Here is a 16,920-nt window from a genome sequence, read left to right as displayed (position 1 = left end):
TGAAGTGCCACGCCAGAACCGTCCTGAATCCAACGATCCGCGTGACATCGCGGACTTCGTTGAAGCGCGCCTTGACGATATGGAAAAGCGCCTGGTGGAGCACATGGACACCAAGTTCGGGGAGGTGCGCACCCTTTTTTTTTCCGGATTCCCAGACGGAGACCCAATCCTGCACCGCGAGTACCACAAGGAGCAGATCGAGCTGATGAAGACCCAGAAGGCGCTAAAGCGCGCGGTTCTGGAAAAGCTCTTGAGCGGCGGCGCCTGGTCGGCCCTGTTGGCAATGGCGGCAGCGCTGTGGATGTGGATTCAGTCTCACATGGGGAGCGCCAAATGAACCAAGACGACCCGCCGACGACCATCACCGGCCTTCTGACCGGCGAAGACCCGAAGCCATTCAAGCCTCGGTTCGTCCGCGCTTTACTTCGCTGCGCGTTTCTGGCCGCGCCGATGTTGACGCTGCTTTTCGCAATCGGCGCGTACCAACTCGACCAGCACTACCGTGTCATCAAGTCGTTCCGGGTGCAGACGCAGTTCGTCGAGAAGGGCGGGGAGTCGAGGGGTGGCGTGCTAATTGTCGGCACGTTTGACAAGCAAAGAAACTGCGAGTTTGTCAGCGTCACAGGCCGTGCGTCCGATGGCGATGTGGCCGGCGTCACTTTCATGGATCGCCGCCCCAACGAGCCGATGTTCTCGCGCCCGCTAGGCCCGCAGAAATTCGGCCCTTGGTACGTTGAAGGCAACGAAGGCGAAGGCATCACCCTGCACGCCGTTCACCGCTGCCATTTCCTGTGGCCGCATTACGAAGAAATCGGTAACTTTGTCATAGGTCAACAATGAAAATCTCCAGCGCTGGCTTGAGCATCATCAAGGAATTCGAGGGCTTTCGCGCTGAGGCGTACAAGCCAATACCGAGCGACCCATGGACGATCGGCTACGGCACCACCCGGGGCGTCAAGCCGGGCGACGTGATGACCCGCTCGGAAGCCGAGCGCAGACTGCGCCATGAGCTTGTCGAGTACGAGCGCGCCGTGGAGCGTGCCACCGGCGGCAACGCCACGCAGCCGCAGTTTGACGCATTGGTGTCCTTCGCCTACAACGTCGGCGTGAAGGGGATGGCTGGATCGACGGTCATCAAGCGCCACAACGCCGGCGATCATCAAGCCGCAGCGCGCGCGTTCGGCCTGTGGAACAAGGCTGGCGGCAAGGTGTGGCCCGGCCTGACCCGGCGCCGCGCCGCCGAGGCTGCGCTGTACCTGACGCCGGAGATTGTCAGCACCCCGCTGCCGGTGGCGGAAGAAGTGCGCGAGGCCGCCGCTGCTGACGAGATGCCGCGCGCCGTGGAGCCTGAGCGCTCGCTGGCCGAGAGCCAAATCAACCGCGCAGGCGTGATCGCCGGTGGGACTGCGGCGGTCGCTACGGTGGCCGAAACCGCGCGCACCGTGGCCGACGTGAAGACCAGCACCGACATGCTGGGCGAATGGCTGGTGCCAATCCTGCTGGTCGCCGTGGTCGCCCTGTGCGGCTACATCGTCTGGCAGCGCTGCAAGCAACGAGCCCAAGGATGGAGCTAGTCTTGACCGAATTCCTCAAGCCCTCATTCGTCATCGCCTTCGTGATGCTGCTGGGCGCGGCTGTGCTGTGCTGGCACGGCAAGGTCAGCGAGGCCGGCTACCTGACCGTGACGCTCGCCGTGGGCGCGGGCTTTGGCCTGAGCACGCAGGCGGGGCAGATCGTCAAGGAGCTGAGAAAATGATCGTCGGACTTTTCGTCATGCACTGTGCTGCCTGCTGGCTGGCGTGGTGCTCTTTGTGGAGTGACCTTTGACCTGGGCACTGATCCTCGCCTTCGCGCGCAAAAACTGGCAGGCCATTCTCGCCGCCGTGCTGATCGCCGCCGTGGGCAAGGACTGGCCGCGCGCCGCGCGCGCCGTCAACGGCGGCACGCACGGCCTGGAAGAACGTGCTCGCCTGACCAAGATCGCGGCGCGCGCCCTGGGAGTCTCGTTGTGAGCCCGCTGTTTTTCTGGATGCTTTGGTATGGGTGGTCGCAGGCGGTTTTTCCGTGCGCGCCTGCGTTTTCAGGTTTTGTACGGAAAAGCGAGGCGCATCAATGATTGAGGCCATTCTCACGTTCATCAAAGCGTTCTGGCGCCCAATCCTGGGCGCGCTGGTGCTGCTCGCCGCCTGGTGGTGGCACAGCGGCCAGGTAAAGGCTGCACTGGCTGAAGCCAGAGACGACGGCCGCGCCGAAGTGCAGGCCTTGTGGGACAAGGCCGTCCAAGACCAGAAAGACGCCGATGCTACGGCGAACCAGGCGAACCGCAAAACCGAAGGAGAAAACAATGCACGGGTTATCAACGCACAAGGCCAGCGCGCGCAATCCGCTGGCGACGATGCGGCTTTGCTTGCTGGCGTTCGCACTGAGCGCGACGGGCTGCGCCGCAGTCTCAGCACCGCGCTCAACACCATCCGCCACGGGTGTGACGTGCCCGGCGCCACCGCCGATGCCCAAGCCGGCGGAGCCGCAGCCGTCCAAAAAGTATTTGGAGAACTTGCGGGCGAAGCTGAAGAGCTGGCACGAGCAGCTGACGCCCACGCAGCCGATTCGCTGATGTACCAGCAGGCGTGGCCGCAGCGCTAGTCCGGGGCTTGGATTGAAAGCGCGATAACGTCCTTTCCCATGGGAATTAACCTCTCGGAACCCGCATGGGACAACGGCCCGAATTCGATTTATATTCCCACGCAAAGGCCTGAAAGTGGCGCCGTTGCTTGGTTGTGCGTGGGACTCATAATCCCTTGGTCGCAGGTTCGAGCCCTGCACGCCCTACCAAGTTGTGACGCAAGCCTTGCTGCTCCCCGTGGCAAGGCTTTTTCTGTATTGCTTCCAACGAAAACACGGGAGCAGCCCGTCAAGCTCAGGGAGCAAGGCATGAATCGCAAAGTCTTTCTCGGCGCGGTGGCCTTTTTGCTGCTCGCCTTCGGTGTGCTCCTCTATGCATCGCCTTATCTGACCTTGCGCAGCATTGGCAAGGCGGTTGAGCGGCAGGATGCGGAAGCGGTGTCGGCGTACGTCGATTTCCCCGCGCTGCGAGACAGTGTTAAGGCGCAGGTGCTGGCGAGGATGCAACCTGGGCCGGACCAGGCGGGTGCAGACAATTCTCTCGGCGGTATCGGCAGAATGTTGGCCACCGGCGTCGTCAACCAATTGACGGATGCGCTGGTTTCGCCGGCCGGCCTCATGGTGATGCTCAAGAACGGCAAACCCGGCAGTCCTGCCGATGTGGCGGCAGCCGGTGTTGGTGTCGACACACAACCGTCCTCTTCTCGCAAGAAGTACACCGTTGACTACCAAGGCTGGTCACAAGTGTTTGTTCATCCTGAGGGCGAGCCGTCGGGGTTCGTCTTTCGGCGTGAGGGCTTGTTTGCCTGGAGGCTTGCGGGCTTGAAAATGGAAGAAAGACCCGTCAGGGCGCCGTAACCATTCTGATGGGCGCAGCGCACATTGCGAGGAGACACGCATGCGATCAAGTGAACGAGTGCAGGCCATCATCGGGCAGCATGGGCGGGTTCGCAGTGTCTGCGCGGCGCTGATGGTATTGACGGTAGGGCTTGCGATTGGCGGTTGCGCTCACGAGGTGAGCCAAGGCGCGGATGCGGCCGGCGCTGAGGCGCAAACGCTGGTGGCGCTTGATACGCTGACTGCAGCTATTGAGCAGGACATGCGTTACCACGGTGCGCGCAACTTCATGGGGCAGCCCGTTACCGGCTACCTAGCACCCCGATGCTGGCTCAGTCGACCGGCCGCCGCAGCGCTGGTCAACGTGCAGCGGGACGCGGCAAAACATGGCCTTCGCGTGAAGGTGTTCGACTGCTACCGGCCGCAGCGCGCGGTTGACGATTTCGTGCGCTGGGGCAAGGACCTTGGCGATCAGACCACCAAGGCCGAGTACTACCCGCGCGTGCCCAAGACCGAGTTGTTCTCGCGCGGCTACATCGCAGAGCGCTCCGGCCACAGTCGTGCGAGCACGGTGGACATGGGTCTGGTTGTGGTCAATGCGGCCTTGGCTGGGCAGGTGTTGAAAGGCCCGTTGGTGTCAGGGCGGGAGGTCGACATGGCAACGCCGTTCGACTTGTTCGATGAGCGCTCTCACACCGAAACGCAGTTGGTGGGGACTGCGGCGCGGCACAACCGCCTTTGGTTGCGCACACTCATGGAACGCCACGGCTGGCGCAATCTGCCAGAGGAATGGTGGCATTTCACTCTGCGCGACGAGCCCTTCCCTGACCGCTATTTCGACCTCCCCGTGCAGTGAACTGGTGGTTCCAGCCAAGCGGGCAGCGACAAGCGACGCCTGGGTCTCGCAAGAATTTCAAAAGAGCTTTCTGAAGTGCTGAATTTTGCTGTTATACTTTCTGGCTTCGCGCGGCTGTAGCTCAGTTGGATAGAGTACTTGGCTACGAACCAAGGGGTCGTGGGTTCGAATCCTGCCAGCCGCGCCATTTTCTGCCTGACAAAGCCTCGCAAACATCGATTTGCGGGGCTTTTGTCTTTGTGGCTTCGTCCTACCGCCTTGTGCGGGCCACTGTTGGAGGATTGCGCGATGTTCACCGGAATCGTTACCGCCATGGGCAAGATCGCCGAGGTGCAGCCGCTCGGCGCCACCGCGGCGCATGGGCTGCGCCTGCACCTGGAGACGCCGGCCGGCTACCTGGACGATGTGGGCCTGGGCGACAGCATCGCGCTGAACGGCGCTTGCATGACGGCCGTGGATATCGATGCGCCCTCTGGCCGCTTTGCCATCGACATCTCAGCCGAATCGCTGGCGCGCACCGCCGGGTTGGACCGGCCAGGCCCCGTCAATCTGGAAAAGGCCTTGCGTGCGCACGACCGCCTGGGCGGGCACATCGTGTCCGGCCACGTGGACGGCATGGGCGTGGTGACCCACTTTGCTCCCGTGGGCGAAAGCTGGGAACTGCGCGTGCTGGCGCCGCGCGAACTGGCGCGCTTTCTAGCCTACAAGGGCTCGATCACGGTCAACGGCGTGAGCCTGACGGTGAACCGCGTGGTCGACCAGGCCGAGGGTTGCGAGTTCAGCATCAACCTGATTCCGCACACCGTGCAGAACACCGCGCTGCACGTGTTGGCGCCGGGCGTGAACGTCAATCTGGAGATCGACATGATCGCCCGCTACGTGGAAAGAATGCTCGCCACGCCCGCCGTACCTGCGCAGTCAGCTCCTAAATCCGGAGCTTGACGAGTCCTGTGGCCAGCGCCGTGCCGCACAGCACAATGGCGCCGCAGCCCAGCATCCAGGGCGTGACCGCTTCGCCCAGCAGCGTGGCGCCGTAGAGCACCGCGAACACCGGCACCGCAAACGTCACCGTCAGCGCGCGCGCCGGGCCGATCTGCTCGATCAGCTTGAAGTACAGCACGTAGGCCACGCTGGTGCACAGCACGCCCAGCGCCAGCAGCGCGCCCCAGGCCTTGGCGCTGGGCATTTGCGCCGGCCACAGCCAGATGGCCGGCAGGGCCAGCCCCAGCGCGGCGCCGATCTGGCTGCCGGTGGCCGTCATCAAGGGCGGCAGGCCGGTCAAAAAGCGCTGCGTGTAGCTGGCGGCGACGGCATAGCACAGCGTCGCGCCCAGACAGGCCAGCACCGCCAGCGCGGCCCAGGTGGCGCTGGCGCCGCTTTTCATGCCGACCTTGTCCCAGGCCAGCAGCGCCACACCGATGAAGCCCAGCGCCAGCCCGATGGCGCGCGACGCGCCCGGCCGGTGGCCCAGCCAGGCCCACGCGACCAGCGCGCCGAACAGCGGCACGGTGGCGTTCAGGATGGCCGACACGCCGGTGCTGATGTGCAGCAGCGCGAAGCTGTACAGCGCGAATGGAATCCCCGAATTCAGCAGCCCGCAGACGAACACCGGCCGCCAGTGCTGGCGCAGCGACGGGCCCAGCCCGCGCGCCAGCATCAGCGGCAGCAGCGCCAGCGCGGCGATGGTGACGCGCAGCGCGGCCGTGGGCAGCGGCCCGAACTCCAGCGCCGCCTGGCGCATGAAGAGGAACGACGCGCCCCAGGCCGCCGCCAGCAGCAGGAACTCCGTGGCGATGCGCGGGGTCAGCGCGGCGTCGGCGGGGCTGGCCGCGGTGGCCGTTGGGGGGGGGCGGTCGAGGTGGTCATGGGCAGCCCGCAAGTATCGCCGTGGCAGGCGTGCTGTGGCCGGCGCGATTCATGAAACTTGCGAAGCAGATTGATGCCCTGGGGCTTGCTGCGGCGCAGCAGGGGGCGCACGCTCGCCTGTTCTTAGGATTTTCGGCGTTTTTGACCCCTGGCCCTACAACCACCAGCGCAGAAAGCTCCCGATTTAATAGCATTTGGCCTGCCTACAATGTCGTCCCATGCACCTCACACCTGCCATCTTCAAGGCCTACGACATCCGCGGCACCACGCCCACCACGCTGACCGAGCCGCTGGCCGAAGCGCTGGGCCTGGCGTTTGGCACCCAGGCGTTGGCGGCGGGCGAGCGCACCGTGGCCGTCGGCCGCGACGGGCGTTTGTCCGGCCCCGCGCTCAGCAGCGCGCTGATGCGTGGCCTGGTCGCGGCGGGTGTGGAAGTCATCGACATCGGCATGGTCACCACGCCGATGCTGTACTTTGCCGCCAGCACGCTGTGCCGCACCGGCATCCAGGTCACCGGCAGCCACAACCCGCGCGACGACAACGGCTTCAAGATGGTGTTGGCCGGCCGCGCCATCTACGGCGACGACATCCAAAAGCTGCGCCAGATGATCGAAGCCGAAACCTGGCAGCGCCAGCCCGGCGGCAGCCTGCGCCAGCACGACGTGCAGCCGGCGTATGTCGAACGCATCACCAGCGACATCCAACTGGCCCGCCCGATGAAGATCGTGGTCGACTGCGGCAACGGCGTGGCCGGCGCCAGCGCGCCGGGCATCTTCCGCGCGCTCGGCTGCGAGGTGACCGAGCTGTTCACCGAGGTCGACGGCAACTTCCCCAACCACCACCCCGACCCCAGCAAGCCCGACAACCTGCGCGACGTGATCCGTGCGCTGCAGACCACCGACGCCGAGCTGGGCCTGGCCTTCGACGGCGACGGCGACCGCCTGGGCATCGTCACCAAGGACGGCCAGACGATCTACCCCGACCGCCAGATGATGCTGTTCGCGCAGGACGTGCTCAGCCGCGCGCCCGGCGGCACCATCGTGTTTGACGTGAAATGTTCACAGCGCCTGGCGCCCGCCATCACGGCCGCGGGCGGCGTGCCGGAGATGTTCAAGACCGGCCATTCGCTGGTCAAGGCGCGCATGAAGGAAGTCGACGCGCCGCTGGGCGGCGAGATGAGCGGCCACATCTTCTTCAAGGAGCGCTGGTACGGCTTTGACGACGGCACCTACGCCGGCTGCCGCCTGCTGGAAATCGTCAGCCGCGTGGCCGACCCCAGCGCGCTGCTCAACGCCCTGCCCACCAGCCACAACACGCCCGAGCTGAACGTCGCCTGCGCCGAAGGCGAGCCGCACCGCCTGGCGGCCGAGTTGCAGGCGCTGGCGCCGTCCTATTTCGCCGAGCCGAGCGGCGCCGGGCCGTGCCAGGCCGCGAGCGCCCCCTTGGGGGGCAGCGAACCACGCGCAGCGGGGAGCGTGGGGGCCCCTGTTGTCAACGTGATCGACGGCGTGCGCGTCGACTGGCCGGATGGCTTCGGTCTGGTCCGCGCCAGCAACACCACGCCGGTGCTCGTCCTCCGCTTCGAAGGCCACACGCCCGAGGCGCTGCAACGCATCGAAGCCGACATGCTGGCCCTGCTGCGCCGCGTGAAACCCGATGCGCAGCTGGGCGCGTCGGCGCATTGACGCGCTTCGTCGTCTTGGCGGGGTTCGGGTGCTGATCTTGAAAAGAAATCGGTCTCTGGCCCTACAGTCATCTACGCGGACGGCTACAAAGTTAGTAGCACTGCGCCACCTCGCCTGATCCACAGCGCGCCCCGCCACCATGGTCCGCACCCTTTACAGCGCCCTGATGTGGGCGGCCCAACCCCTGCTGCGCCGCAAGCTGCGCCGCCGCGGCGCGGCCGAGCCGGGCTACCTCGAAGCGGTCGATGAGCGCTTTGGCCACTACACCGTTGCGCGGCCCGATGCCGATGCCACCGCGGGCCGGCCGCTGGTGTGGATCCACGCCGTGTCGTTGGGTGAAACGCGCGCCGCCGCGATCTTGCTGAAGGCGCTGCGCCAGCGCCTGCCCGGCATGCGCCTGCTGCTGACGCACGGCACCGCCACCGGCCGGGCCGAAGGGCGCGCGCTGCTGCAGCCGGGCGACGCGCAGGTCTGGCAGCCGTGGGACACGCGCGGTGCGGTGCGGGGTTTTCTGCGCCACTTCCGCCCCGACGTCGGCGTGTTGATGGAAACCGAGATCTGGCCCAACCTGAACGCCGAATGCGCCACGCAAGGCGTGCCACTGGCGCTGGCCAACGCGCGCCTGTCGGCCAAGTCGCTGCGCGGGGCCGAACGCGCAGGCTGGCTGATGCGCCCCGCCTACGCCGCGTTGCGCGCCGTGTGGGCGCAGACCGAAGCCGACGCCGATCGCCTGCGCCGCGCCGGCGCACGCCAAGTCACGGTGCTGGGCAACCTGAAGTTCGACGCCACGCCCGACCCGGCCCAGCTGGCACAGGGCCGCGCGTGGCGCAATCTGCTCGGTCGCCCGGTCGTCATGCTGGCCAGCGCGCGCGAAGGTGAGGAAACGCTGTTTTTAGAGTGCATTCGGTCGCCAGCGCCACAGCCACCTGCGCAGGCAGCTACCAAATCAGGAGTTGAAGCGGGTGTTCAAGACCGTGTGAGCAGCGCTGTGCCTGCGGGCGCTGCGCCCGCGCCGCTGTGGCTCATCGTTCCGCGCCACCCGCAACGCTTTGACGAAGTCGCGGCGCTGGCCACCGCGCAAGGCTGGCGCGTGGCGCGCCGCAGCGCCTGGGGCGACACGCCGCCGGCCGACGCGGCGCAGGCCGATGTCTGGATCGGCGACAGCCTGGGCGAGATGGCGCTGTACTACAGCCTGGCCGACGTCGCGCTCTTGGGCGGCAGCTTCGCCCCCCTGGGCGGCCAGAACCTGATCGAAGCCGCCGCCTGCGGCTGCCCGGTGCTGATGGGCCCGCACACCTTCAACTTCGCCCAGGCGGGCGAGCTGGCCGAAGCCGCCGGCGCCGCGCGCCGCGTGCCGGACATGGCAGCCGGCGTGGCCGCGGCCTGTGACCTGCTGGCCGACAATGCGGCGCGCAACGCCATGCAGGACGCGGGCGTGGCCTTCGCCGCTGCCCACCGGGGCGCAGCAGCGCGCACAGCGGAGGCGGTCGGTGCCTTGTTGGCTCCTGCCGCGAAGTAGCTTTTCTCGCGGCGCGCCGCGAGGCTGCAAGCCGCTGAACCCTGGGGCGCTCTGAGCGGCGTGCTCCGGTCGATAGGGCCCACGTGGGCTTGCACCACGGCAGGCTAAGCTGCCGCCATGTCCACCGACGCTCTAGCCTCCTCCATCGCCCAGGTCCGCACCTGGCTGCACAGCGCGCAGCGCATCGCGATGCTGACCGGCGCGGGCGTCAGCGCGGAATCGGGCGTGCCCACGTTCCGCGACGCGCAGTCGGGCCTGTGGGCCCACTTTCGGCCGGAAGAATTGGCGACCGAGGACGCCTTCCGTGACCACCCGGAGCGCGTGTGGGACTGGTACGCCGGGCGGCGCGAGGCGCTGAAGGCGGTGCGGCCCAACGCGGGCCATGTGGCGGTGGCCGAGTTCCAGGCGCGCCACCCCGATCGGTTGACGGTGATCACCCAGAACGTCGATGGCCTGCACCAGGCCGCGGGCAGCCCGGGCGTGCTGGCGCTGCACGGCAATCTCTTTGACGATGCCTGGCTGGACAGCTGCGCGCTGGCGCGCCGCCCGGCCGATGCCTGCCCCGTCACCCTGGCGGTGCCGGGCCGGCCACCGCACTGTGCGCAGTGCGGCAACCTGGTGCGCCCGGCGGTGGTGTGGTTCGGCGAAAACCTGCCGGCCGAGGCGCTGGCCGCGGCCGAAGCGGCGGCCGAGGCCTGCGACGTGATGCTGGTGGTCGGCACCTCGGGCGAGGTCTGGCCGGCCGCCGGTCTGGCGGTGACGGCACGGCGCGCGGGCGCGAAGGTGGTGGTGGTCAACCCCGACGCCACCGCGCTGGATGCCGAGGCGCATGCCCTGCTGCGCGGGCCGTCGGCCAGCGTGTTGCCGCAGCTGCTGGATTTCTGAGCCACGCGCCCCACCGGGTACGCGGCTGGCTGCGGGCGCTACACCAGCCCCAGCATCCCCAGCACGGCGCCGGCGCCGATCAGCCACAGCAGGTGGACCTTGGTGCGCCAGACGATCAGCGCCGAGACGGCCGTCAGCGCCCATAGCGGCCAGTCGCGCGCCGGCTGGTTCTGCGCTGCCGTCAGCAGCCAGCCGGTGGCGATCAGCAGCGCGACGACGATGGGCGCCATGCCGGCCTTGAAGGCGCGCACGGCGCGCAACTCGCGGTGCTGGTGCGCCCAGCGCGTGGCGGTGTAGGTCAGCACGCCCGAGGGCAGCAGAATGCCCACCATGGCGACCACCAGCCCCAGCAAGCCCAGCGCGTACGCGTGCCAGCCCGCGCCCGAGCCGCCACCGGCGTTGAGCCCGACGTTCCAGCCCATCAGGCCGACGAACAGCACGTTCGGCCCTGGCGCGGCTTGGGCGATGGCGATGGACGAGGTGAATTGGTCGTCGCTCAGCCAGTGGCGCTGGTCGACCAGGTAGCGGTGCATGTCGGGCGCGGTGGTGATGGCGCCGCCCACCGCCAGCAGCGATAGCGACAGAAAGTGCCCGAACAGGGCCAGCCAGTCGGCGGCAGACAGGTCGATCATGGCGTGGGCGCCTGGCCGGAATCGGCGTCGGTCAGGGCGGCGGCCGGCTCGGACGCCTCCGGCTCAGGCACACCGTCAGGTGGGTGGGTCAGTGCGGCCGCTGCCGCGGTGGCGGGGGCCACCACGGCGGTCAGCCGGTGCGCGCGGCCCAGGCAGATCCAGGCCCAGACGCAGCCTGCGCCGCCCACGGCCGGCAGCACCCAGCCCAGCGGCCAGCGCAGCAGGGCGATGGCGACGAAGGCGGCGACCCCCAGCGCCACGCAGGCGGGCAGGCCCATCACGCTGTTGCGCAGCGCGCCCATCAGCTTGATGCCGGTGGCGATCACCAGCCCGGCGGCCACCGCGCCCATGCCGCGCAGCGCGCGCTGGGCAACGTCGTACTCGGCCACGCTGGCAAAGCCGATCGCCAGCGCCAGCACCACCAGCGTGGGCAGCAGCAGCATGCCGGTCAGCGCCACCAGCGCGCCCGACAGACCGAAGTAGCGGTCGCCGATCATCATCGACAGGTTGACCACGTTGGGGCCGGGCATGATCTGCGCCACCGCCCAGTCTTCGATGAACTGCTCGCGCGTCATCCAGCGCTTTTTCTCGACCAGCTCGCGCTGCACCACCGCCAGCACACCGCCAAAGCCCTGCAGCGCCAGCCAGGTGAAGGACCAGAACAGATCGCCGCGCGAACGTGGCGCGTTCAGAAGTGCAGTGTGGTCGGTGGCGTCAGAGCGTGTCACGCAGAGGCATCAAAAAAGATAGCTGCTTGCGCAGGTGGTTGTAGGGCTGCAGGCCAAAAACTCTAATAAATCATGGATCGGATGGGCGGTGGAGACCAATGCTCGGCCGCCCACCGAAAGTGCGCGCACCGCCCAGTGCCGCAAGCACCGTCCGCGCGGTGCGGGCCGTCAGACGACTTCGAGTATGCGCTCCAGCGGCCGGCCCAGCCGCGCGCCCTTGGGCGTCACCACGATCGGGCGGTTGATCAGCACCGGCGTGGCCAGCATCGCGTCGATCAGCTGGTCGTCCGTCAGCGCGGGGTCGTCCAGCCCTTGCTCGGTGTATTCCGCCTGCTTGGTGCGCACCAGCGCGCGCAACGGCTCGCCCGTGGCATTGGCGATGCGCTTCAGTTCATCGCGGCTGGGCGGCGTCTTCAGGTACTCGATGACGGTGGGCTCGATGCCCTTTTCGCGCAGCAATGCCAGCGCGTTGCGCGAGGTGCTGCACCTGGGGTTGTGGTAGATCGTGACGGTGCTCATGACGCCATTGTGCGGCGGCTGGCCGCAAGCACATGGCAGGCCGCGCGATAACCTGACAGCGCCAACCCTGTCGATCTAGATTGCACCTACACGGCCGGTGATCGGCAGCACCACCCCGGTGATGTACCCGGCCGTGACCGGCGAAGCCAGGAACACGTAGGCCGGCGATAACTCTTCGGGTTGCGCGGGGCGACGAAAAGCCGTGTCTGCACCGAATTCTGCGATGTCGGACGGGCGCTGGTCGGCCGGGTTCAGCGGCGTCCACACGGGCCCCGGCGCGACCGCGTTGACGCGGATGCCCCTGTCCAGCACGTTCTGCGCCAGCGCCTTGGTGAAGGCATGCACCCCACCCTTGGTGGCGGAGTAGTCCAGCAGGTGGCTGCTGCCCGTGAGGCCAGTGACCGAGCCCGTGTTGATGATGCAACCGCCAGGAGGCAGGTGGGGCAGGGCGGCGCGCGCCATGCGCATGTAGCCGGCAATGTTTGTGTTCAGGGTCAGCAGGATGCGCTCGTCGCTCAGGTCTTCCAGCCGGTCTGCGTGCATCTGAAATGCGGCGTTGTTGACCAGGATGTCCAAATGGCCAAAAGCCTTCAGCGTGCGCTGCACCGCCTGATCACAGAAAGCGGTACGTCGCACATCACCCGGAATCAACAGGCAGTGGCGCCCCTCGTTTTCGACGGCGCGGCGCGTGACTTGGGCATCCGCCTGTTCGCTGCGCAGGTAGACGATGGCGACGTCGCAGCCCTCGCGCGCAAACAGCACCGCCACCGCACGCCCGATCCCCGAATCGCCACCGGTGATCAGCGCTACCCGGCTTTGCAGCTTGCTAGAGCCGATGTAGCGCGGCGCCAAATAGCGGGGTGCGAGATCCATCTCGGTTTCTCGACCGGGCTTGCGCAAACCTTGCCTGGGCAGCGGATTGGTGGGCTGTTTCGCCGCTCCTGCCTGAACTGCCCGCTGGCCCGATGCCGGCTTCTTTTTCTTGGGCCGCGCCGCATCCACACGCTGCTGCGCGCCTTGGATGCGTTGATAGGCTTTTTCAACGCTTCCTTCGGTTTTGCGGGCTTGGGGTGGGGGCGCTTTGGAGGGCACGGCCTGGGTCCTATGCCTTCGGCTCTACGAATGTTTGGATTTGTGAGCGGCACCGGATTTCTTGCCACCGCCGTCCTGCTTGTTGACGGTGGCCCAGGCGATGCGCTCGGCCGTTTCCTCGCTGCGACCGCGGTCGCGTTCACTTTCTTCAATGTGCGCGGCCTGACGCTTTTGCTTGTCGGTGTAGGCAGATTTATCACCACGTGGCATGACGATTGTCTCCTGTGAAATAAGAATGAGCTGACGTCCAAAAATAGGCCTATCAGCATATAAATAATATTTTCCTTCCCGATGTTTGAAAATCCGACAGCGCGCCGAATCAACGTGAGAGAGGACTTACGAGGCAGTTGCAATAGGCGTGTTCTCTTGACCTCAAACGTATCCTTTGGCTAGGTTTTCATGTTGGCGCCGGTCAACAGGTCTAGGATGAAATCACGTGTCCGAACTTCCCGGATGCGGTTTATCCATTATTTAGGAGATAGCTATGGCTACGAATAATCCCCAAGGTCACAATCAATATGACACTCAGCATCGTTCCAATGAGGACAAAAGCATGCAAAAGGACGGCAAAAGCTCGTCGCACAAGCAGCAGAGTCAGGCGCAACCCAGCAGCAAGCAGGATGAGTCATCCAAGCAGCAGCAGAAATGACCGATGACCGCGCACTGTTCGAGCAGTTGGGGCGTCGACGTTCCAGTGTTACCGAACCGCCTCATGGCCCACGCAGTGAACCCGATTGGCTCGGCCGAGAATCCCACCGCCGTACCGACGCGTACTACTGGGGTCAGGAAAATGGACCCAATTACTACCATCCCAGTCGAGAAAATCCAGTGCACAGCAGTGGGTACGGTTTGCGGGATGATTTGCTCGAGTACAGGGAGACTGAACTGCAAGGCGTGGGCCGGAGAAATACTGAGCAGGACTATGGGCCCTACGATCCAGAGTACGCTCAATGGCGCAGGAGTCAGTTGCGGGCACAGGCCAAGGACCATCGATCCTTGCAACAGCAGCGAAATGAGACGGTTTCGGAAGACCTCAAAACCTGGCGCAAGAAGCGCGCAGTTGAGCCCGACATTGACAACGAGCCGCAGCGTCCTTCGGGCCCCGCTTCCGGTGGATCATGAGACTGCGCACGCACCCGCCCGCCTCAGGCGGAGCGAAGGAGAAAGGCACGATCAAGGACAACTGGAGCGAACTGAAAGGAAAGCTACAGGACCAATGGCCGCGCCTCACTGACGACGATCTGGAAATGGTTGCTGGCCGGCGCGATCAACTCGTCGGCAAGATTCAGGAGCGGGAGAACATCACAGCCGAGCAGGCCGATCGGCAAGTTGCCGAGTGGCAGTCCCGGCAAGGCTGTCCCTGGGGCTAAGCCTCGGCAGCCAAGGAGATACCGCTATGACCTATGCACACAATCGATTTCTTGCCTTCACGCTAGCGCTGGGCGCGGCTGCGGGTGCCAGCGCGGTGATGGCCCAAACTGGCCAGCCGGCCACCGGCGAGAAGCCAGCGCCTATGGGCGCCCCCGCAAGTTCTGGCTCGGTGGGCACTGCCATGGGCGATTCGGCGATCACCGCCAAGATCAAGACCGCATTTGCCGCCGACAAGACGGTATCGGCGCTGGCCATCAAGGTTGAGACCAAGAACGGCGAAGTCCTGCTCTCAGGCTTTGCCAAATCGGATGCCGAGAAAAAACGCGCCGGTGAAATCGCTCAGACCACGGAAGGCGTTCGAAACGTTCGAAATTCGATCGCCGTGCGGCCATGAGGCCGTGCTTCCTCAACGCGCCCGCAAGGGCGCTTTTTTTTGGCCTGCTCTTGCTTGAATGTGGTGCGGCCTAACGTCTATCCATACAACAGGAAGGGCGTTCGTGCCACCAGCCAGGCCGCTTCATCCGCGCGCGCCAGCGCGTCCAGCGCCGCGGGTGGCGCGTTCACGTCGTCCACCCACTCGCGCAGCAGCGGACTGCCGTTGATCAGGTCGATCGCCAGGCGGTCGTGTTCGTACTCGTAGCCGAAGTCGCGCCACAGCGGGTAGTCGGGCCGCTGCAGGCGCACGGCGCGGAAGGCCAACGCCTGCAGGCGCCAGGGCTGGAAGGCGGCGTGGTCGTAATGGGCCGGGTCTTCGGTGTGGATCTGCACGCCGGCGCACAGCTGGCCGACGTGCTTGTGGAAGGTGGGCTCAAACCAGCATTCGCGCAGCGTGCAGCCGCGCAGCCAGCCGGGCGCCAAGGCGCGCATGTCGGCCAGCAGGCGGCCGGTGTCGATGTCGGGCGCGCCGAACAGCTCCAGCGGGCGCGTGGTGCCGCGGCCTTCGGACAGGGTCGTGCCTTCCAGCATGACGGTGCCGCCGTAGGCGCGCGCCATGCTCAGGTTGGCGGCGTTGGGGCTGGGGTTGACCCAGGTGCGCCAATCGTCCGGGCCCACCGGCCAGCCGAAGCCGGGCGCGGCGTCGGGTTGCCAGCCCTGCATTTCAATGACGCGGTATTCCAGCTGCAGACCGAGTTGAGCGATGAACCAGTGGCCCAACTCGCCCATGGTCATGCCGTGGCGCATCGGCATGGGGCCGGCGCCGACAAAGCTTTCCCAGCCTTCGCGCAGCGTCAGCCCTTCGACCGGGCGGCCGGCGGGGTTGGGCCGGTCCAGCACCCACACGGCTTTGCCGTGCGCGGCGGCGGCTTCCAGCACGTAGCGCAGCGTGGTGATGAAGGTGTAGATGCGGCAGCCCAGGTCCTGCAGGTCGACCAGCAGTACGTCCCAGGGCGCGAGCATGGCGGGCGTGGGACGGCGCACTTCGCCGTACAGACTGAACACGGGGATGCCCAGACGCGGGTCGGTGAAGTCAGGCGACTCGACCATGTTGTCCTGCTTGTCGCCGCGCAGGCCGTGCTGCGGGCCGAAGGCGGCCGTGAGCTGGACATCGGGCAGGGCGGCCAGCGCGTCGAGCGAATGGGTGAGGTCGCGCGTGACCGAGGCCGGGTGCGCCAGCAGCGCGACGCGGCGGCCTTTCAGCGGGGCGCGCAGCGCGGGGTCTTGCAGAAAGCGTTCGAGTCCGATGTGCATGGGGGTTTCGCAGCGGCCGCGCGGGCCGCCATCAATCAAGGGGAAGGCGCGCCGTCCAGCCAGCGCACGCGTGGAAGTCGGGCACACCGCGCGGGTGCGCCAGCGCCCAGTAGCTCAGGCTGCCGTCGGTACTTTCGATCACCGCCGTCAGGCCCAGCAGCGCGGGTGCGTTGCTGGGCAGCGCGGCCAGCGCGCTGCGCGGCACGGTGGCGGTCAGCGTCAGCGTGTGCGCGCTGCGTTCGGTGGTGATTTGCGGCGCGCCGGTGGGCGATGCCGCGGCGCGCACGCGTTCCGCGTCGAAGGCGTAGCAGGCCCAGTCGCCCGAAGGCGAGAAGTTGCATTCGACGTACGCCGTGCCCGTTGCCGCGCCGATGAAGGCCTCCAGGCAGCTGTGGCGCCACAGGCCATCGGTCGCGGCGGGCGCCGGCGAGGGCGTGGGCAGCCGCAACTCGGCGAGGGCGCCGCTCAGCGCGTAGCGCAGCGCCAGCGCGCCGGACGGCAGCCAGTGCAGGTCCACCCACAGGCTGTCCAGCGCGGGGCAGGGCGTGTTGGGGTGGGGCTGCAGGCGCAGGCGAGTGTCGGCGGGTGCGGGCATGTCGGGCGCTATTGTCTCAGCGTG

At 66.6% G+C, this 16,920-nt stretch carries 24 protein-coding genes and 1 tRNA gene; 17 read left to right on the top strand and 8 right to left on the bottom strand.

The features are described from left to right. Nucleotides 1-4: 4 nt before the first annotated feature. The 10 genes from FVQ98_RS13985 to FVQ98_RS13940 all read left to right on the top strand — a co-directional run bounded on the left by FVQ98_RS13985 (nt 5) and on the right by FVQ98_RS13940 (nt 5,257). On the top strand, nt 5-337 hold the full coding sequence (locus FVQ98_RS13985) for a hypothetical protein (protein ID WP_147914069.1): 333 nt from the start codon (nt 5-7) through the stop codon (nt 335-337). Then, entirely contained in the window at nt 334-840 is a 507-nt protein-coding gene (locus FVQ98_RS13980) for a hypothetical protein (RefSeq protein ID WP_147914068.1), read from the top strand. The genes FVQ98_RS13985 and FVQ98_RS13980 overlap by 4 nt, the downstream gene beginning before the upstream one ends. After that, nucleotides 837-1,574, top strand: coding sequence for a lysozyme (locus FVQ98_RS13975; protein ID WP_147914067.1), 738 nt, complete (start codon nt 837-839; stop codon nt 1,572-1,574). Before FVQ98_RS13980 ends, FVQ98_RS13975 begins: the two co-directional genes overlap by 4 nt. Continuing rightward, a complete protein-coding gene (locus tag FVQ98_RS13970) occupies nt 1,565-1,756 on the top strand; it encodes a hypothetical protein (protein ID WP_222707609.1) in 192 nt (63 codons plus the stop codon). The genes FVQ98_RS13975 and FVQ98_RS13970 overlap by 10 nt, the downstream gene beginning before the upstream one ends. A 67-nt stretch (nt 1,757-1,823) precedes the next feature. Further along, nucleotides 1,824-2,012 carry a hypothetical protein gene (locus tag FVQ98_RS13965; protein ID WP_147914065.1) on the top strand — a complete coding sequence of 63 codons (189 nt, stop codon included), beginning with the start codon at nt 1,824-1,826 and terminating at the stop codon, nt 2,010-2,012. 100 nt (nt 2,013-2,112) lie between these two features. Next, nucleotides 2,113-2,643: a hypothetical protein gene (locus FVQ98_RS13960; protein WP_147914064.1), complete on the top strand. Its 531-nt coding sequence runs from the start codon at nt 2,113-2,115 to the stop codon at nt 2,641-2,643. 288 nt (nt 2,644-2,931) lie between these two features. Beyond that, nucleotides 2,932-3,480, top strand: a complete 549-nt coding sequence (locus tag FVQ98_RS13955) for a DUF2939 domain-containing protein (RefSeq protein WP_147914063.1) — start codon at nt 2,932-2,934, stop codon at nt 3,478-3,480. A gap of 40 nt (nt 3,481-3,520) precedes the next feature. After that, nucleotides 3,521-4,315 (top strand): M15 family metallopeptidase, encoded by a 795-nt coding sequence (locus tag FVQ98_RS13950; RefSeq protein WP_255507785.1) that lies wholly within the window; start codon nt 3,521-3,523, stop codon nt 4,313-4,315. Nucleotides 4,316-4,425: 110 nt separating this feature from the next. Next, nucleotides 4,426-4,502: transfer RNA gene (locus FVQ98_RS13945), tRNA-Arg, on the top strand. A 101-nt stretch (nt 4,503-4,603) separates the two neighbouring features. Then, entirely contained in the window at nt 4,604-5,257 is a 654-nt protein-coding gene (locus FVQ98_RS13940) for a riboflavin synthase (protein WP_147914062.1), read from the top strand. Here FVQ98_RS13940 and FVQ98_RS13935 read toward each other — a convergent pair. Continuing rightward, the gene (locus FVQ98_RS13935) at nt 5,241-6,122 is read right to left on the bottom strand and encodes a DMT family transporter (protein ID WP_255507790.1); all 882 of its coding nucleotides are present in this window, start codon (nt 6,120-6,122) and stop codon (nt 5,241-5,243) included. The genes FVQ98_RS13940 and FVQ98_RS13935 overlap by 17 nt on opposite strands. 277 nt (nt 6,123-6,399) lie before the next feature. Here FVQ98_RS13935 and FVQ98_RS13930 point away from each other — a divergent pair, with 277 nt between their 5' ends. The 3 genes from FVQ98_RS13930 to FVQ98_RS13920 all read left to right on the top strand — a co-directional run bounded on the left by FVQ98_RS13930 (nt 6,400) and on the right by FVQ98_RS13920 (nt 10,270). Then, nucleotides 6,400-7,866 (top strand): phosphomannomutase/phosphoglucomutase, encoded by a 1,467-nt coding sequence (locus tag FVQ98_RS13930; RefSeq protein ID WP_147914061.1) that lies wholly within the window; start codon nt 6,400-6,402, stop codon nt 7,864-7,866. Nucleotides 7,867-8,005: 139 nt separating this feature from the next. Continuing rightward, nucleotides 8,006-9,385 (top strand): 3-deoxy-D-manno-octulosonic acid transferase, encoded by a 1,380-nt coding sequence (locus FVQ98_RS13925; RefSeq protein ID WP_147914060.1) that lies wholly within the window; start codon nt 8,006-8,008, stop codon nt 9,383-9,385. Between the two features lie 117 nt (nt 9,386-9,502). Further along, complete coding sequence (locus FVQ98_RS13920; RefSeq protein ID WP_147914059.1) at nt 9,503-10,270, top strand: SIR2 family NAD-dependent protein deacylase; 768 nt, start codon at nt 9,503-9,505, stop codon at nt 10,268-10,270. Between the two features lie 38 nt (nt 10,271-10,308). Here the strand turns inward: FVQ98_RS13920 and FVQ98_RS13915 are convergent, their stop codons facing one another. The 5 genes from FVQ98_RS13915 to FVQ98_RS13895 all read right to left on the bottom strand — a co-directional run bounded on the left by FVQ98_RS13915 (nt 10,309) and on the right by FVQ98_RS13895 (nt 13,451). Further along, the gene (locus tag FVQ98_RS13915) at nt 10,309-10,902 is read right to left on the bottom strand and encodes a chromate transporter (protein ID WP_147914058.1); all 594 of its coding nucleotides are present in this window, start codon (nt 10,900-10,902) and stop codon (nt 10,309-10,311) included. Then, the gene (locus FVQ98_RS13910) at nt 10,899-11,630 is read right to left on the bottom strand and encodes a chromate transporter (protein WP_147914057.1); all 732 of its coding nucleotides are present in this window, start codon (nt 11,628-11,630) and stop codon (nt 10,899-10,901) included. Before FVQ98_RS13910 ends, FVQ98_RS13915 begins: the two co-directional genes overlap by 4 nt. Before the next feature lie 168 nt (nt 11,631-11,798). Further along, nucleotides 11,799-12,149: an arsenate reductase (glutaredoxin) gene (gene arsC / locus FVQ98_RS13905; protein ID WP_147914056.1), complete on the bottom strand. Its 351-nt coding sequence runs from the start codon at nt 12,147-12,149 to the stop codon at nt 11,799-11,801. Nucleotides 12,150-12,224: 75 nt separating this feature from the next. Beyond that, nucleotides 12,225-13,241 (bottom strand): SDR family oxidoreductase, encoded by a 1,017-nt coding sequence (locus FVQ98_RS13900; protein ID WP_147914055.1) that lies wholly within the window; start codon nt 13,239-13,241, stop codon nt 12,225-12,227. A 24-nt stretch (nt 13,242-13,265) separates the two neighbouring features. Then, the gene (locus FVQ98_RS13895) at nt 13,266-13,451 is read right to left on the bottom strand and encodes a hypothetical protein (protein ID WP_147914054.1); all 186 of its coding nucleotides are present in this window, start codon (nt 13,449-13,451) and stop codon (nt 13,266-13,268) included. 274 nt (nt 13,452-13,725) lie between these two features. Here FVQ98_RS13895 and FVQ98_RS19720 point away from each other — a divergent pair, with 274 nt between their 5' ends. The 4 genes from FVQ98_RS19720 to FVQ98_RS13880 are packed head-to-tail and all read left to right on the top strand — an operon-like array spanning nt 13,726 to nt 15,006. Further along, on the top strand, nt 13,726-13,890 hold the full coding sequence (locus tag FVQ98_RS19720; RefSeq protein ID WP_187265742.1) for a hypothetical protein: 165 nt from the start codon (nt 13,726-13,728) through the stop codon (nt 13,888-13,890). Then, nucleotides 13,887-14,363, top strand: a complete 477-nt coding sequence (locus FVQ98_RS13890; RefSeq protein ID WP_147914053.1) for a hypothetical protein — start codon at nt 13,887-13,889, stop codon at nt 14,361-14,363. Before FVQ98_RS19720 ends, FVQ98_RS13890 begins: the two co-directional genes overlap by 4 nt. Next, the gene (locus tag FVQ98_RS13885) at nt 14,360-14,611 is read left to right on the top strand and encodes a CsbD family protein (protein WP_147914052.1); all 252 of its coding nucleotides are present in this window, start codon (nt 14,360-14,362) and stop codon (nt 14,609-14,611) included. Before FVQ98_RS13890 ends, FVQ98_RS13885 begins: the two co-directional genes overlap by 4 nt. Nucleotides 14,612-14,637: 26 nt before the next feature. Further along, nucleotides 14,638-15,006 (top strand): BON domain-containing protein, encoded by a 369-nt coding sequence (locus FVQ98_RS13880; RefSeq protein ID WP_255507784.1) that lies wholly within the window; start codon nt 14,638-14,640, stop codon nt 15,004-15,006. Between the two features lie 77 nt (nt 15,007-15,083). Here FVQ98_RS13880 and FVQ98_RS13875 read toward each other — a convergent pair whose 3' ends face one another. Then, on the bottom strand, nt 15,084-16,301 hold the full coding sequence (locus FVQ98_RS13875; RefSeq protein WP_147914051.1) for an exo-beta-N-acetylmuramidase NamZ family protein: 1,218 nt from the start codon (nt 16,299-16,301) through the stop codon (nt 15,084-15,086). Between the two features lie 31 nt (nt 16,302-16,332). Continuing rightward, nucleotides 16,333-16,896 carry a DOMON-like domain-containing protein gene (locus tag FVQ98_RS13870; protein ID WP_147914050.1) on the bottom strand — a complete coding sequence of 188 codons (564 nt, stop codon included), beginning with the start codon at nt 16,894-16,896 and terminating at the stop codon, nt 16,333-16,335. Nucleotides 16,897-16,920 lie beyond the last annotated feature (24 nt).

The sequence above is a fragment of the Ottowia flava genome (genome assembly GCF_008017535.1).
GTDB classification, from domain to species: domain Bacteria; phylum Pseudomonadota; class Gammaproteobacteria; order Burkholderiales; family Burkholderiaceae_C; genus Ottowia; species Ottowia flava.
The sequence above is the reverse complement of the archived record's forward strand: the minus strand, read 5'-3'. Positions and strand labels throughout refer to the sequence as shown.

Excerpts from the sequence above, each read along its gene's own strand:
- FVQ98_RS13875 (WP_147914051.1), bottom strand. The coding sequence starts at position 16,301 with ATGCACATCGGACTCGAACGCTTTCTGCAAGACCCCGCGCTGCGCGCC.
- FVQ98_RS13970 (WP_222707609.1), top strand. The coding sequence starts at position 1,565 with ATGGAGCTAGTCTTGACCGAATTCCTCAAGCCCTCATTCGTCATCGCC.
- arsC (WP_147914056.1), bottom strand. The coding sequence starts at position 12,149 with ATGAGCACCGTCACGATCTACCACAACCCCAGGTGCAGCACCTCGCGC.
- FVQ98_RS13920 (WP_147914059.1), top strand. The coding sequence starts at position 9,503 with ATGTCCACCGACGCTCTAGCCTCCTCCATCGCCCAGGTCCGCACCTGG.
- FVQ98_RS13915 (WP_147914058.1), bottom strand. The coding sequence starts at position 10,902 with ATGATCGACCTGTCTGCCGCCGACTGGCTGGCCCTGTTCGGGCACTTT.
- FVQ98_RS13925 (WP_147914060.1), top strand. The coding sequence starts at position 8,006 with ATGGTCCGCACCCTTTACAGCGCCCTGATGTGGGCGGCCCAACCCCTG.
- FVQ98_RS13880 (WP_255507784.1), top strand. The coding sequence starts at position 14,638 with ATGACCTATGCACACAATCGATTTCTTGCCTTCACGCTAGCGCTGGGC.
- FVQ98_RS13885 (WP_147914052.1), top strand. The coding sequence starts at position 14,360 with ATGAGACTGCGCACGCACCCGCCCGCCTCAGGCGGAGCGAAGGAGAAA.
- FVQ98_RS13895 (WP_147914054.1), bottom strand. The coding sequence starts at position 13,451 with ATGCCACGTGGTGATAAATCTGCCTACACCGACAAGCAAAAGCGTCAG.
- FVQ98_RS13890 (WP_147914053.1), top strand. The coding sequence starts at position 13,887 with ATGACCGATGACCGCGCACTGTTCGAGCAGTTGGGGCGTCGACGTTCC.
- FVQ98_RS13950 (WP_255507785.1), top strand. The coding sequence starts at position 3,521 with ATGCGATCAAGTGAACGAGTGCAGGCCATCATCGGGCAGCATGGGCGG.
- FVQ98_RS13955 (WP_147914063.1), top strand. The coding sequence starts at position 2,932 with ATGAATCGCAAAGTCTTTCTCGGCGCGGTGGCCTTTTTGCTGCTCGCC.
- FVQ98_RS13980 (WP_147914068.1), top strand. The coding sequence starts at position 334 with ATGAACCAAGACGACCCGCCGACGACCATCACCGGCCTTCTGACCGGC.
- FVQ98_RS13960 (WP_147914064.1), top strand. The coding sequence starts at position 2,113 with ATGATTGAGGCCATTCTCACGTTCATCAAAGCGTTCTGGCGCCCAATC.
- FVQ98_RS13930 (WP_147914061.1), top strand. The coding sequence starts at position 6,400 with ATGCACCTCACACCTGCCATCTTCAAGGCCTACGACATCCGCGGCACC.
- FVQ98_RS13870 (WP_147914050.1), bottom strand. The coding sequence starts at position 16,896 with ATGCCCGCACCCGCCGACACTCGCCTGCGCCTGCAGCCCCACCCCAAC.
- FVQ98_RS19720 (WP_187265742.1), top strand. The coding sequence starts at position 13,726 with ATGGCTACGAATAATCCCCAAGGTCACAATCAATATGACACTCAGCAT.
- FVQ98_RS13975 (WP_147914067.1), top strand. The coding sequence starts at position 837 with ATGAAAATCTCCAGCGCTGGCTTGAGCATCATCAAGGAATTCGAGGGC.
- FVQ98_RS13940 (WP_147914062.1), top strand. The coding sequence starts at position 4,604 with ATGTTCACCGGAATCGTTACCGCCATGGGCAAGATCGCCGAGGTGCAG.